This window comes from Noviherbaspirillum agri, from assembly GCF_054780595.1.
Map to the genome: position 1 here is coordinate 70,540 of NZ_BAAGWA010000011.1, position 14,034 is coordinate 84,573.

The 14,034-nt window shown below is 62.2% G+C and carries 9 protein-coding genes; 5 read left to right on the forward strand and 4 right to left on the reverse strand.

Going from position 1 to position 14,034, the window contains the following annotated elements:
* Positions 1–226: 226 nt before the first annotated feature.
* A complete protein-coding gene (locus ACYVIA_RS17105) occupies positions 227–1,066 on the forward strand; it encodes a class I SAM-dependent methyltransferase (protein ID WP_460842906.1) in 840 nt (279 codons plus the stop codon).
* Positions 1,067–1,144: 78 nt separating this feature from the next.
* Here ACYVIA_RS17105 and ACYVIA_RS17110 read toward each other — a convergent pair whose 3' ends face one another.
* A complete protein-coding gene (locus ACYVIA_RS17110) occupies positions 1,145–1,888 on the reverse strand; it encodes a phosphatase PAP2 family protein (protein ID WP_460842908.1) in 744 nt (247 codons plus the stop codon).
* Positions 1,889–2,092: 204 nt separating this feature from the next.
* Between ACYVIA_RS17110 and ACYVIA_RS17115 the strand changes: the two genes are divergently transcribed.
* Positions 2,093–2,788, forward strand: a complete 696-nt coding sequence (locus tag ACYVIA_RS17115; RefSeq protein WP_460842909.1) for a DUF4197 domain-containing protein — start codon at positions 2,093–2,095, stop codon at positions 2,786–2,788.
* A 65-nt stretch (positions 2,789–2,853) separates the two neighbouring features.
* On the opposite strand, the gene ACYVIA_RS17120 is transcribed toward ACYVIA_RS17115, so the two are convergent.
* Positions 2,854–3,399, reverse strand: coding sequence for a bacteriohemerythrin (locus tag ACYVIA_RS17120; protein ID WP_460842911.1), 546 nt, complete (start codon positions 3,397–3,399; stop codon positions 2,854–2,856).
* Between the two features lie 353 nt (positions 3,400–3,752).
* Between ACYVIA_RS17120 and ACYVIA_RS17125 the strand changes: the two genes are divergently transcribed.
* Positions 3,753–4,316, forward strand: coding sequence for a flavin reductase family protein (locus ACYVIA_RS17125; RefSeq protein WP_460842913.1), 564 nt, complete (start codon positions 3,753–3,755; stop codon positions 4,314–4,316).
* An 82-nt stretch (positions 4,317–4,398) separates the two neighbouring features.
* On the opposite strand, the gene ACYVIA_RS17130 is transcribed toward ACYVIA_RS17125, so the two are convergent.
* Positions 4,399–7,875: a bifunctional diguanylate cyclase/phosphodiesterase gene (locus ACYVIA_RS17130; protein ID WP_460842915.1), complete on the reverse strand. Its 3,477-nt coding sequence runs from the start codon at positions 7,873–7,875 to the stop codon at positions 4,399–4,401.
* A 275-nt stretch (positions 7,876–8,150) separates the two neighbouring features.
* Here ACYVIA_RS17130 and ACYVIA_RS17135 point away from each other — a divergent pair, with 275 nt between their 5' ends.
* Positions 8,151–8,918, forward strand: coding sequence for a 2-keto-4-pentenoate hydratase (locus ACYVIA_RS17135; protein ID WP_460842917.1), 768 nt, complete (start codon positions 8,151–8,153; stop codon positions 8,916–8,918).
* Positions 8,919–8,931: 13 nt separating this feature from the next.
* Here ACYVIA_RS17135 and ACYVIA_RS17140 read toward each other — a convergent pair whose 3' ends face one another.
* On the reverse strand, positions 8,932–10,446 hold the full coding sequence (locus ACYVIA_RS17140) for an AMP nucleosidase (protein ID WP_460842918.1): 1,515 nt from the start codon (positions 10,444–10,446) through the stop codon (positions 8,932–8,934).
* Positions 10,447–10,646: 200 nt separating this feature from the next.
* Between ACYVIA_RS17140 and ACYVIA_RS17145 the strand changes: the two genes are divergently transcribed.
* Positions 10,647–13,526, forward strand: coding sequence for a diguanylate cyclase domain-containing protein (locus tag ACYVIA_RS17145; RefSeq protein ID WP_460842920.1), 2,880 nt, complete (start codon positions 10,647–10,649; stop codon positions 13,524–13,526).
* The last annotated feature ends 508 nt before the right edge of the window (positions 13,527–14,034 follow it).

Below are 14,034 nucleotides of genomic sequence, written 5' to 3' on the forward strand. Positions count from 1 at the left end.
TGCCGCACCTCTGCTCCAGCAGCGCCGCAGCGAAAACGCTTCAGATTCTGGACTGGACGTCTATGAGCGTCAAGCGCACTCTGAGCATCACATCGATTGCATCAGAAGGCGATTGCGGGCGACAAGATTGCGACCTTTCAACGCTTTTCTCGCAGCACGATGAGTACAGTTCGCCGCAACAGCAGCAAGGCGATCCATTCACTTTTCTTGTTTCAGGAGACGAACCATGACCACGATGGATGCAGTAAATACGATGACCGCCGATATGGAAGCGCTCAAGGCGCGACTGAAGGCGACCTGGATGTCGGGCGACTACGGGCATTTTGCGAAATACCTCGAACCCGGCGCGCTTGAATTCCTGCAGCGCCTGGAGCTCACGCCGGGTACGCGCATGCTGGACGTCGGTTGCGGTGCCGGGCAGATTGCGATTCCGGCTGCGCGTGCCGGCGTGCAGGTGACCGGGGTGGATATCGCGTCCAATTCCATCGAGCAGGCCCGTGCGCGCGCCAGGGCCGAGGGCCTGCAAGTGCAGTTCGATGAAGGCGATGCGGAAATGCTTCCCTACGCAGACGCGTCCTTCGATGTGGTGGTCAGTCTGATCGGCGCCATGTTTGCGCCGCGCCCGGACGAAGTCGCGGCGGAGCTGGTGCGGGTCTGCGCGCCTGGTGGACGCATCGTGATGGCGAACTGGACGCCGCAGGGACATGTCGGCGAGATGTTCAAGATCATCGGGAAACACGTTCCGCCGCCGTCGCTGATGCCGTCGCCGCTGAAATGGGGCGATGAAGAAACGGTGCGCGCCCGCCTGCATGAGGGCATCGAGAATATCTATTTCCAGAAGCGCATGTACCCGATGCACTATCCGTTCCCGCCGGCGGAAGTCGTGAGCTTCTTCTGCACCTACTACGGCCCGACGGTGCGCGCGACTGCCGCGCTCGACGAAGCCGGCCGGCAGGCACTTCATCAGGAACTCACGCAGCTCTGGGAGCGCCACAACCAGGCGACCGACGGTACCACCCGCGTGGAAGCGGAATATCTGGAGGTCATGGCAATCCGTAGCAACTAGAGTCGAGAACCCATTGACGCGCATGACACCGCGTTCACATCACAGCAACCGGGGCGCTGCAGCACTGCGCCCCTTTTCCTATTGCCTGTTCTCTGACAGCGTGCCGTTCGCCTGCTCAACCTTTCCTTTGCCCTGAAGCCAGACCATCACGACCCAGCAAAGCAGCGCCCATCCTGCACCGACCGCCCAGCCCGCCAGCACGTCGGTCGGCCAGTGCACACCAAGGTAAATCCGGCTGATGCCGACGATAAAGGCAAGCACGCCTGCACAGCACAGCAGGTAGACCTTCACTCGCGGGTCTGCCTGCGTGCGCGCAAGCAGCGCGCCCAGCGTGAGATAGACGATGGCGGAAAGCATGGCATGGCCGCTGGGGAAGCTCAGCGTGTAGACATCGGTACCATGCGGCACAAGGTCCGGGCGCGGCCGGGAGAAGGACCATTTCAGCAAGTTACTGAGCAGTATCCCGCCGACGATCGACAGCACAACCATCCATGCGGCATGGTGCTTTCGGATCAGGAACAGATACCCAACCGCGATTGCAGTGATGGCGGTCAGCACGGCAATCCCGCCCAGCGCGGTGAAATCGCGCATGATCGTCTCCAGCCATTGCGGTCCGATGGGGTCGGACACGTCACTCGGATCGCGGAAGGCGAGCAGCACGAAGGTGTCGAACTTTTCCGTCCCGCCCTCGATCATTTCCTCCGCAATCTTGACAAAGCCAAAGAGAGACACGAGCGCCAAGGCCGCCGCAAACAAGGTGGAGCGTTCCGCAGAAGCAGTCCGCTGGACGAACCCGAGCAGACGGAAAACAACAGTTTTCACTATGCGCAGCATCTGTATCATGTGCCACTTTCGATAGCCGTAGCTGTCAGGTACGGGCCGGTCAGGATTGGTTGGGATGCAGCCGCGATTTTATCAAGCCGGGCATGCGGAAAGAACATGCCTGAAGCCTTGCAGTTCGCATGTTGTTGCCAGCCGGTTAGACTGCTGCATATCGTTCAAGACCAGTCTTCAGAGGAATCCTTCATGTCACTCTCCATCCTGCGCCCCGCAAAAGGCCTGTTGATGTCGCTCTGCCTTGCGACAACCAGCGCCATGGCCCTGTCGCTGGCCGATCTTTCCAACAAGGACGCCAGCAGCGGCCTGAAGGCGGCACTGGTGGCCGGCTCGTCGGCCGCTGTCGCCCGGCTCGGCGTGACCGATGGTTTCCTGAGAAACGAGCAAGTGAAAATCCGGTTGCCGGCGATGCTAGAACAGGCGCGTCCGTACCTTGCGATGACCGGTTACGGCCGGCAGCTCGACGAGCTGGAGCTGGCGATGAACCGCGCGGCGGAGGCCGCCGTGCCGATGGCCAAGCCTCTCCTGCTGAATGCCGTCAAATCCATGTCTGTCGCCGATGCCAAAAGGATCCTGAGCGGTGGTGAAACGTCGGTAACGGAGTTCTTCCGTGAAAAAACAGCAGTCCAGCTGGCAGAGAAGTTTCGCCCGCTGGTGAAGCAAGTGACGGACCGCTCCGACCTTTCCGCCAGATACAACGGCGTGGTGGGCCGGGCTGCAAGCTTCGGGCTTGTGCAGGAACTGCCGACGGTGGAAGGCTATGTCACGCAGCGAGCGCTTGAGGGATTGTTTACGATCATCGCCGAAGAAGAAAAGGCGATTCGCCGCGACCCGCTCGGGACAGGCAGCAAGATCATTGGCAAGGTCTTTGGCGCACTGAACTGACCGGATAGTTTGCGCCGGTTGCCGCGGGGCTTCGCCGGAGAGCGCCGCCCCTGTCGTCCCGACGCTTACTTGAGCCCGAACAGGCTTGCAAAGAAGCCGCGATGCGCTTTTGCCTCGGGCATCGGGACATGCGGCACGTGATGCGCGGGCATTGGCGTCGCCATCGGGGCCGGTGCGGGCGCCGCAGCGTGCTGTGCAGCCGCCTGCTGATGCTCCACGTACCATTTTCCGAAGCGCAGGTCGTGGGTCATGATGTGCCCCACCAGCCACTTATTGAGGAAGCGGCGCAGCTCCTGCACGCGCTCTTCGGTCCAAGGTTCACCATTTCCAAGGAAATCGGCGACATGGCCCGCGAAATCCTCGTGCAGCTTCAGGTGCTGCTCAAATGCGGGATAGCCGCTCTTTTCCATCAGCGCCTGCTCATTGGAGAAATGCACCACCACGTAATCGAGCAATTCCTCCACGGTCTTCTGCACGGAGTCCAGGCTCAGCGCCTTGACCAGCGTGAAGAGGTGCTGGTGCTCCTGGTCCACCTGTTCGATATTGACCTGAAATCCCTTCCTCCATTCGATGACGAACGGGGCATGCGTGGCGGTTGCATCTTGCGTCATGATTTTTCCTTGAGACATGGTAAGTCAGCACTGCAGGAGAGTCGTTGCCGGCGATGCCTTAGGGGAAATCGATGTTGCCGAGCCGCATCGGTAAAGCATCTGGGCAACCGAGTTTACGTTCAGATGATTTCCAGAAACTTTGACGTGGATCAATCTAGCCCTACTACTTGCATGGCTTTTGAAAAGCCGAGAAATTCGCTTGGTTATTTCTTTTGCGCTTGACTGCGCAACGGGCGCGGCGATGGTGTGGCGCAAGGCGCAGGAATGCGGCACTGGCTTCATAATTGCGGCACTGCGCCCTCCTGCAGCGCTCCAACCCTCATCACACGAGACATCACACGAAACAACGAACCATGTCCAACCGTCTTCCCGTCGAGCTTGCCAAGGCATATCGCCTCCTGAATCACGGCCCCACCGTTCTCGTCACCAGCGCGCATGCCGGCGTGCGAAACGTCATGGCCGCCGCCTGGTCCATGCCGCTGGATTTTTCGCCGCCAAAGATTGCTGTCGTCATCGACCGCAATACGATGACGCGGCAACTTGTCGAGGCATCAGGCGAATTTGCGCTGAACATTCCCTCGCGCGACCTGGCAGGCATCACGCTCGCCGCAGGGTCCGAATCCGGGCGCGACGTCGACAAGTTCGCGGCGCATGGAATCGCCACGTTCGCCAGTAAGAAGATCGGCGCGCCCTTGCTCGAAGGCTGCCTGGGATGGCTGGAATGCCGCGTGATCCCGGAACCGCATGTGCAATCGGCCTACGATCTTTTTCTTGGCGAGGTTGTTGCGGCATGGGCCGATCCGGCGGCGTTCAGCAACGGGCACTGGGACGGCAGCCAGGGCGGACGGCGCAGCATCCACTACATCGCCGGCGGCCATTTTTTTGAAACGGGTTCGGCGTTTGAGGTGGAAAAATAAAGGACTGGCGTGCCGGATGCCTTGGAAGACTGGACAGCAGCCCCTCAAGAAGAACCTGTCACCGCTGTCCCGCTGATGCGCTTTATGCCTGTCCGACGGCGAGCTCCCTGTTGCGTCCCCACCGTTGCCGGCACCAGGCTGCGAACTCGGCCGGCGGCAACGGCTGGCTGAACCAGTAGCCCTGTGCCTGGTTGCAGCCCTGCTCCTCCAGGTAGCGCAATGCATTCTCCGACTCGATCCCCTCGCCCACCACATTGAGCTTGAGGCTGCGGCCGAGGGCGATGATCGCTTCGGTCACCGCCCGGCTGGCCTGGTCGCGTTCGATGCGGCGAACGAAGGACTGGTCGACCTTGAGTTTGTCGAGCGGCAGGCTGGACAGGCTGCTGAGGCTGGAATACCCCGTGCCGAAATCATCCAGCGCCACCTTGACGCCGAGCGACTTGATGCGGTTGAGGATGGCGACCGCATCGTCAATGTTTTCCATCACCGCGCTCTCGGTCACTTCGATTTCCAGGCGTGACGGATCGATCCCGGCGTCCGTGATGATCCCGCTCAGCTTGTCGGCAAACGCGGCGTGCCTGAATTGCAGCGGCGACACATTGATGGCGATGGTGAGCTCCAGCCCTTCGCGCTGCCATTGCTCATGCTGGCGGCAGGCTTCCGCCGCAACCCATTCGCCGAGCTCGCTGATGAGACCGGCCGACTCTGCAACGGGAATGAAACGGTCCGGACCGACCGGCTCCCCGCTGCCGTCCGCCAGCCGCACCAGCGCCTCCGCGCCGATCAGCCGTCCGGTCTTGATGTCCACCACCGGCTGGTAGTGCAGCTTCAGGCCGTTGTGGCGCAGCGCATGCTTGAGGCGGAGTTCCAGCGTCAGCGCCTGGTCGGCGCGCTCCTCCAGCTCGGTGGTGTAGAACTGGTAATTCGCCCGGCCGGACTGCTTCGCCTGGTACATGGCGAGATCGGCTGCATGGATCAGTGCGCCGACTTCGGTAGCATGCTCCGGGAAGATGCTGATGCCGATTGACGGCGACACCGACAGCTCCAGCGAATCGATGCGGAACGGCCTGCTGATGGCCTCGACGATGTGCTGCGCCACCGTTGCCGCGCGGTGCCGCCCGGTGTCGAGATGCGGCAGGATCACCACGAACTCGTCTCCGCCGAGGCGACCGACGAGATCCTCGCTGCGCGTGCATGCGCCGAGGCGCCGGGCCACCTCCTGCAGCAGCCGGTCACCGGTTTCATGGCCGTACAGGTCGTTAACCGGCTTGAAGCGGTCGAGGTCGATGAACAGCAGCGCACCGCGGCCATGATTGCGCCTGGCCGCCGCCAGCATGTGGCCACAGTATTCGAAGACCAGGGCGCGGTTCGGCAGGCCGGTCAGGGCATCATGCAGCGCCGCTTCGCGCACGCGTTGCTCGGTCTGCTTGCGTTCGGTGATGTCGCGCGATGTCGCAAACATCAGCCACTCGCCATTCAGTTCCAGCACGGCGGAGGAAATCTCGACGGGAAAAGTCGATCCGTCCTTGCGCCGGTGCACGCCCTCGAAAGGCTGCATCCGGCTGTTCTTGCTGCGATCGAAGGATTGCTGAAAGCGCTCCAGCGGATAAAGCGGGTCGATATCCGGCACGCCCATCTGCAGCAGCTCCGCTTCGCTGTAGCCGAGGCGCTCGCAAAGCAGCTTGTTCGCATACCGGATGCGCCCGTTGCGGTCGATGACCAGATTACCGTCGTTCGCGTTGTCACTGAAGAACTTGAACTTGCGCAGTTCATCCTCGGTCTCGCGCTGCGCCGTAATGTCGGTATTCGTCCCGAACCAGCGAACTACCCGTCCGGCACTGTCGCGTTCCGGCACGGCTCTCGACAGGAACCAGCGGTAGCGGCCGTCCGCGCCCCTGAGCGGGAAGCAGTCCTCCCATCGTTTCCCCGAGGAGAAACAGTCACTGATTTTCGCGACCACGCGCTCCACGTGTTCCGGATGGTGCATCTTCGTCCATCCCCAACCCCGCATCTCGTCGAGCGTGGTCCCGGTGTACTCGAACCAGCGCCGGTTGTACCAGAAGATGCTTCCCTCTCCATCGGCCATCCATGCCAGTTGTGCAACGTTGTCCGCCAAGAGGCGGAAGCGCTGTTCCGACTCGCGCATTTGCAACTCGGCGCGCTTGCGCTCAGTGATGTCCATGACCGTCCCGCGCAATGCAGTCACGCGGCCGGTGCTGTCGCGAATCGCTTCGCACTTGGCATTGACCCAGACGGTATGCCCGGCACCGTGGTTGACCTCCAGCTCGAGGTCGTAGCCGCGCCCTGTGGCAAGCGTCTCCTGCAGCGCGGCGTTGACGCGCTCCCACGAGTCGACAGGCAGCAAGGTTCCGCGCTGCTCCGGAAAGGACGGAACATCGCGGCCGTATATTTCACGCACCGAGTCGGACGTTTCCACGGCGCCGGAATCCATATCCCAGTGCCATGTGCCGAATTTCGCGAGCCGATGCGCCTCAAGCAGCTCATCAGCGCGTGTACGCAGTGCCGCTTCACGCTCTTTCAGCAATTCCGATGCACGTACGATCGCCGAGGCCACCGCTTCCGCTTCCTTGACGTACACCTGTGGCGCCGTCGTCGTCTCACCTTTACCGAGTGCGGAAGCCGATGCAGTGAGAGCGCTGACCGAATAGGCTACTTTCCGGCCCATGTATCTGGAGAGCAGGATGCCCACCACAAACAATGCCGCAACGCCCAGCGCCAGCATGGACATCGTTTGAAGGAACGCGGCCTCGATAATCTGTCGGGGAATCCCGATGGCCACCTTCCAGTTCGTCAGCGGGGAGCGCGTATGAAACGACAGCACCTCGATGCCTTCGCCGGTAGTTGTCGTCAAGGATCCTTCAGGCGAACTCATCATTGACTGATGGAGCCCGGCAGAGGCCTTTTTGCCTATAAATTTCTCGGTAGAATGAGTACGGCTCACAATATTGCCGGCGCTGTCGAAAACGCCAACCACCCAATCGTGCGGCAATCCCTGCAAGCGCAGCAAAGTATTGAAATGCTCCGGCAAAATGCCGACACCCAGCGCATAGGCGACTTTCCCATCAATCATTACCGGAACATCGACGCTCACTACCGGCTGCTTGAGCATGGGGCCGATAAAGATGTCTGACACGGTGGGCTCGGCCGTCTCGAAGACCATTCGTACCTGATCCGGAACAGGGTCCGGCGGCAACGGTTCTCCATAGTCGACCGCAGTGTTGAGGATCTGACGGCCGCGTTCATCCCGAAGTACCGCATTGACGCCAAGTTCGGCCTTTGCAATTGCTGCGCGCGCCCGGGCATGGAACGTGGCAAAGTCGCCCACGGACAGCGAATCGGCAGTGGAAAGCACCTGGGCGACCGACTGCGCCTGCAATAAATGGTTGTCCACCGCCTGCATCAGGGCGCGCGCCGTGAGAATCGTGTTCTGTTCCAGCTGCGCGCGCCCTTGGCGGTATTCATAGACAAACAAGACGCCGGCGCCAAGCAAGCCCGGCAACAGGCTCGCGAGAGCTAAGCCGGTCAGAAATGTCCGCACAGACCAACGTGAGGCTGAGGTCGTCGCTCGCTTCAAAGTGCCGTCCAGGGATGGGAAAGGTGGGGACGCAGGGAATCGCAGGAGTTGGAACTCGATTCGACTGCCTCGCCCCCGAAAGATTCCCATCGGAGAATTCCGGCGGCAACCGATGCGAGTCCCCGTGGCAAAACCATGGGTGTCGAGTGGTGCGAAGAAGCCGTCTACAATGGCGCGTTCCCGTGCCGCGCCATGTACATGGCATTGTCCCGTCAATCTGTTCCTTCTCGATAAAGACCATGACCGACTCCCACTCCCCGACCGCTGTGGCGGCAAGCATCCTTGCTGAACGCCGGAAGGACGGTGCCCAAGGTCCGCGCTTGCCCGAATCTTGCCGACCGAACGACATCGACGATGCGCTTGCCATCCAGAAGGAGGTGACCACGCTGCTCGGTGAGCGCATTGGAGCATGGAAATGCGGCACGCCGTTCGCAGAACGACGAGTGCTGGCACCAATCCACGCCTCGCAGATCCATACCGGGAGCCCATGCCGGGTGCGGGTTCAGCGCGGCGAGGTCCGCATCGAACCGGAACTGGCTTTCATTCTCGGCCGGGACCTGCCCCCGCGCGACGCTCCCTACCTGCCGGAGGAAATCGACGCTGCCATTGTGGTGACGCACCTCGCACTGGAGCTGATCGAAAGTCGCTATGACGATCCGGCCGCCGCCGGTTTTGTCGACAACCTGGCAGACGGACTGCTCAATCAGGGCTTGTTCATCGGTCCGCAGGTCGATGGCGACTTGGCGCGCCACGCTGCTGCCATTCCCCTGTGCGTGCGGCTTGAATCGGGTGAGGAGAAACAGCTGGACGGCCGGCATCCGGACGGGAATCCGCGTGCACCGCTGTACTGGCTGGCCGAATTCCTGCGCGCTCGCAATGAAGGATTGGAGGCCGGTCAGGCGGTAATTACCGGCTCCTACGCCGGCAGCTTCGACGTGCCCGCCGATCAGGACATCGCGATTGAATACGGCGGGCTCGGCACATTGCACGTGCGCTTTTGCAGCTAGCTGCGGCTTCGCTTTACTGGAACGCCACTTCCGCAAAGCTGCGCAACTTCCGGCTGTGCAGCCTGTCGACGCCCTGGCTACGCAGCAGCTCGACCGCCCGGATGCCGATGCGCAGGTGCTGGTCGACCCGCTGCCGGTAAAACTCATTGGCCATGCCGGGCAGCTTGATCTCGCCATGCAGCGGCTTGTCGCTCACGCACAGCAGCGTCCCGTACGGCACGCGGAAGCGGAAACCGTTTGCGGCGATCGTTGCGCTTTCCATGTCGAGCGCGATCGCCCGGCTCTGGCTGAAGCGGCGCTCCGGCGTGCGCTGCGGCAGCAGCTCCCAGTTGCGGTTGTCGGTGCTGGCAACCGTACCCGTTCGCATGATGCGCTTGAGCTCGAATCCCTTGAGCTGCGTGACTTCCGCCACCGCTGCTTCCAGCGCAAGCTGCACCTCGGCCAGTGGCGGGATCGGCACCCACAGCGGCAGGTCTTCGTCGAGCACGTGGTCTTCGCGCACATAGCCGTGCGCCAGCACATAATCGCCAAGCTGCTGCGTATTGCGCAGCCCGGCGCAGTGCCCCAGCATCAGCCAGGCATGCGGGCGCAGCACGGCGATATGGTCGGTGATGGTTTTCGCATTGGCCGGTCCGACGCCGATGTTCACCATCGTGATGCCGCTGCCGTCGGCACGGATCAGGTGGTATCCCGGCATCTGCGGCAAGCGCGGCGGCGGCGTGCCCCGCTCGTCGCCGGGCTGCACGCTCTGCCCGACCCGGCGCGTAATCGCATTCCCCGGCTCGACAAAGGCGATGTAGTGGTCCTCGTCCTGCGGTGCAGCCGGGTCCGGCACGCGGTTCATGATCTCGTGGCCGAGGCGGATGAATTCGTCGATATAGAACTGGTAGTTGGTGAACAGCACGAAGTTCTGGAAATGCTCGGGCGCGGTGCCGGTGTAATGGCGCAGGCGTTGCAATGAATAATCGACGCGCGGCGCGGTGAATAACGAAAGCGGATGCGCCACGCCGGGCGGCGGTTCGTAGGTGCCGTTGGCGATGCCGTCATCCATCGCACCGAGGTCGGGCAGGTCGAACAGGTCGCGCAGCGCGAGCCGTCGCTCGGGTCCCATGTTGCCTTCGATATGGTCGTTCTCGGCGAATGAAAAATGTACCGGAATCGGCTGCGTACTGGTGCCGACCTCGAGCTGCATCTCGTGATGGCGCCCGTGGTTCTTCAGCAGCAGCCTGAACTGTTCCAGATAGTAATTTCCGAACAGGTCCGGCCGCGTGATCGTTGTCTCGTACGTGCCGGGCCCGGCGACAAAGCCATACGAGAGGCGGGAGTCGGCACGCACCACGGTGTCGGTATGTACGCGGACAAAGGGATAGCAGGCCCGCACGCGGCTCGGCAGATCGGTGCCGTTGACGAAGCGCGTAATGTAGTGGCGCAAGTGGCTGATGCTGGCGTCGTAGATGGCCTGTACCTGCGCAAGCGCAGCGGCAGGATCGTCGAAGCGGGCGGGAGCGATGAATTCCGGGGTGATCAATCTTCCCTCCTGAAAACTGGATGCACGGGCGGACAGTCCGCACCGCTCGGGCCATTGTAACGTCCGTCGCATCCGGGGCGCGGCTTGGCAGTCGGTGCGGCGGATGGATGTGGCCATTTTGCATAAGCCCAAACACAAAGGATGCGCACCACCGGGAAGTGGTGTAGATTGCATTGAGGAAATATTCTCTCTACGCGGCCATGAAGAGAACCCTGCCTGTCCAGATTCCAGCCGCAGCTGCGCTGCTCGTCCTTGGTGTTTCCGCCATGATCGGATGGTTTCTGCAGCTGGCGCCGCTTGTCCTGCACCGTCCGAACTCCCTCGCCTTTGTTTTCAGTGCGGCCTTGTGTTTTGCCCTGGCGGGCGTTGCTCTCCTGCTGCCGTCCTTCGCTGCAGCGCGTGCCCCGCAGATGCGGTCCGCCATCGGCTGGGGATTGATTGCGATTGCCATGCTGAGCCTGTTTGGTGCCGCAGTCGGCATGCCGGCGCCGGTCGACCTTCCTTCCCTCCATGCCTGGCTGCATGACATCAACCCGCGCCCCGGCACGATGGCTGTCAACACGGCCATCGTCTTGCTGTTGGCCGGCTTCGTATTTGCCGCAATGGCGAAGGTGGACAGCCGCGCCACCGGCACATCCGTCCTGATGGCGACGTTTGCCGTCCTCATCCTGGGCATCGGCGGCGTCGCCGCCAACGTGCTGGAGCTCGAACTGGTCTATCCGCAGGTCAGCTTCCTGCGGATGGAGCCGCAGTCCGCGGTAGCGACGATCGTGCTGGCCATCGGCTTGTGGAACGCATGGCGCCACGACGACTGGTATCGCTCGCAGCGCTTCTTCAGGGACGACGAGAAAACCGGCTACATGAGCGCCACCATCCTGAGCGCGACCGCCCTCACCGCCGGCGTCGCCGGCTTCGGCATCCAGCAGGACATCCTCAAATCCTCATTGAGCGAGAACCTGATGGCGCGCCTGAAGAACCAGGTGAGCACCTTCCATGCCGGGATCAGCCAGGGAACGCGCCATGCGGACAACATCGCCCGCCAGACAGACGTGATCCGGTACGTCCGGGCAGCAAGGAAGTCGACCGGCTTCGATCGACCACAGGAAGCACGCCATCGACTCGGCGACAACTTGCTTGCCGAAGGCTTCACCAGCGTCACGCTGTACGACAATGCGCACCGCGAGCTGCTGCATGCAGGGCGTCCCCCGCGCCGGGCGCCGCTGGAAAAAAACGTCCTCCCCGCCTTGCCGGCCTGGCTGCGCTGGGATGACGGCCTTTATCTCGGCACGCGTTCACCGGTCCGGGACAACGATCGCGTCATCAGCATGCTGGAGGCGGAGCAGCCGCTGCCGCTGCTTTCCGGGAAGTTCATGCACATCGAAGGTTTCGGCAAGACGGGCGAGATGGGCGTCTGCTTTGCCGATGGAACGGATATCCGCTGCTTCCCGCAGGGGCGCAATCCCAGGATCCACTCTTTCCCCCGGCTAAGCGCAAGCGGAAAGCTGACAGCGATGGGACATGCACTCATGGGACAGTCCGGCATCTTCACCGGCCGGGACTACCGCGGCATCGAGGTGATCGCCGCCTATGCGCCGCTCACCGAAACCGGGCTGGCGATTGTCATCAAGCAGGATGCGCACGAGCTTTATCAGCCGATCCGCACGCAGCTGAACTGGTACCTGCCGCTGCTGGTGCTGCTGGTTGCGGGCGGCGCGTGGATGCTGCGCTCCGAAGTCAAGCCGCTGGTGTCGAAGCTGCTCGACTCGGAGCAGACCGCCCGGGAGCGGGAACTGCACGTGCGTACCGTCGTTGATACCGTCACCGAGGGCATCATCACGATCGACAAGGATGGTGTCATCGAATCCTTCAATCGCGCCGCCTCGCGCATCTTCGGCTACACGCCGGAACAAGCGATCGGCAGGAAGATCACGATGCTGATGCCGCCAGAAATGCGTCCGTTGCACGACGAAGGCATGCAGCGCTACCTGACGACCGGCGAGGCAAGAGTCATCGGCAAGCGCAACCTCGAACTGCCCGGCCTGCACAAGGATGGAACGGTGTTTCCGCTTGAACTGGGCATCAATGAAACCGCCATCAACGGCCGTCGCGTGCTGGTCGGGATCGTGCAGGACAGGACCGAGCGCAAGAAGGCGGAGCAGGCACTGCGCGAGAGCGAAGCCCGCTCGCGCGAGATCACCGAAACCCTCGGCGAAGGCGTCTTCGTCACCGGCCCGCAAGGCGAGATCGTGTTCAGCAATCCCGCCGCGCAGCGCCTCCTCGGCTGGGCCGGCGACGAGCTGCAGGGCAAGCGTGCGCATGCGCTGTTCCACCACACGCGCGCCGATGGCACGCCGTATCCGGGCGAGCTGTGCGAGATCAATCGTGTGGTTTCTTCCGGCAAGAGCTTCCGCGGCCATGACGAGGTGTTCTGGCGTAAGGACGGGACCATGCTGCCGGTGTCGATCAATTCGATGCCGATCATTCGTGATGGCGAGGTGATGGGCGCGGTAGTGGCCTTTCACGACATCATCGAGCGCAAGCGCGCCGAAGCCCGCATGCAGCACCTCGCCAACTTTGACATCCTGACCGACCTGCCCAACCGCGCACTGCTACGCGACCGCATGCGGCAGGCGCTTGCGAGCGCGCAGCGCGAGAAGCACTGCGTCGCGGTGATGTTCATCGATCTCGACAAGTTCAAGCCGGTCAACGACCGCCTCGGCCATGAGGCGGGCGACCAGCTCCTGATGCAGGTTGCGAAGCGCCTGCGTGGATGCCTGCGTGAATCCGATACGGTCGCACGTGTAGGCGGTGACGAGTTCGTCGTGCTGCTGCCGAAGGTGGACGGCGAGGATGACGCACTGCTGGTGGCGTCCAAGATCCTCGACACGCTCAACGCCCCCTTCGTGCTCGCCTCGCACACGGTGGAAATTTCCGGAAGCATCGGTGTCGCGGTCTACCCTGAACATGGCTCCGAAGTGGAGAAACTGATGAAAAGCGCCGACGAGGCGATGTACCACGCGAAGCAAAGCGGCGGCTCGACCATCCGTTCCTTCAGCCAGTTGGCGCTTGTCGATCTCTGAGAGCGGCTTGCTGTTGGCCCGGACTGTTGTTTTGCCTGCTCCGGTTTCCGTGTCGTTTTCGCGCGACATGTCGGCACGCGTCACGCAAGTAGACCGCTTCCTCTAACGGCACGATGATTCCTGCAGTGCACACGGTGCACCACCGGTGACAACTTCTTCGGTGGTGCCGGTCAGGCGGCGCGTGCTCGGTGCTGCCCTTGATGTCTCGTGTGGTTGCGTAAAACCGGGTCCAGCAGACGTCGCACTTCAAGCAGTGCCCCGATCGCTCGAACACGCGCAGTTCTCCTCGCGCAGCGCCGCATTATTTCTTCTTCGGCAATAGCTCATTTCCGTATTGCACATTTCCCAAGTTTCCGTGCGTCATTACTATCCGCCCCACTTCAAGCCCGCCGTTACGCCCTGAAATGCCGCTACCCGATCCGGCTACAGGGCAGGCTCATTCGCCCATCCGGCGGATCAGCAGCAGAGACAAAAGCGCCCGGCACTTCGCATGAGAAGTGACCTGCAC

What these genes read in the sequence shown, in the direction of transcription:
- ACYVIA_RS17145 (WP_460842920.1), top strand. Translation starts at nt 10,647, where the DNA reads ATGAAGAGAACCCTGCCTGTCCAGATTCCAGCCGCAGCTGCGCTGCTC.
- ACYVIA_RS17120 (WP_460842911.1), bottom strand. Translation starts at nt 3,399, where the DNA reads ATGACGCAAGATGCAACCGCCACGCATGCCCCGTTCGTCATCGAATGG.
- ACYVIA_RS17105 (WP_460842906.1), top strand. Translation starts at nt 227, where the DNA reads ATGACCACGATGGATGCAGTAAATACGATGACCGCCGATATGGAAGCG.
- ACYVIA_RS17135 (WP_460842917.1), top strand. Translation starts at nt 8,151, where the DNA reads ATGACCGACTCCCACTCCCCGACCGCTGTGGCGGCAAGCATCCTTGCT.
- ACYVIA_RS17125 (WP_460842913.1), top strand. Translation starts at nt 3,753, where the DNA reads ATGTCCAACCGTCTTCCCGTCGAGCTTGCCAAGGCATATCGCCTCCTG.
- ACYVIA_RS17115 (WP_460842909.1), top strand. Translation starts at nt 2,093, where the DNA reads ATGTCACTCTCCATCCTGCGCCCCGCAAAAGGCCTGTTGATGTCGCTC.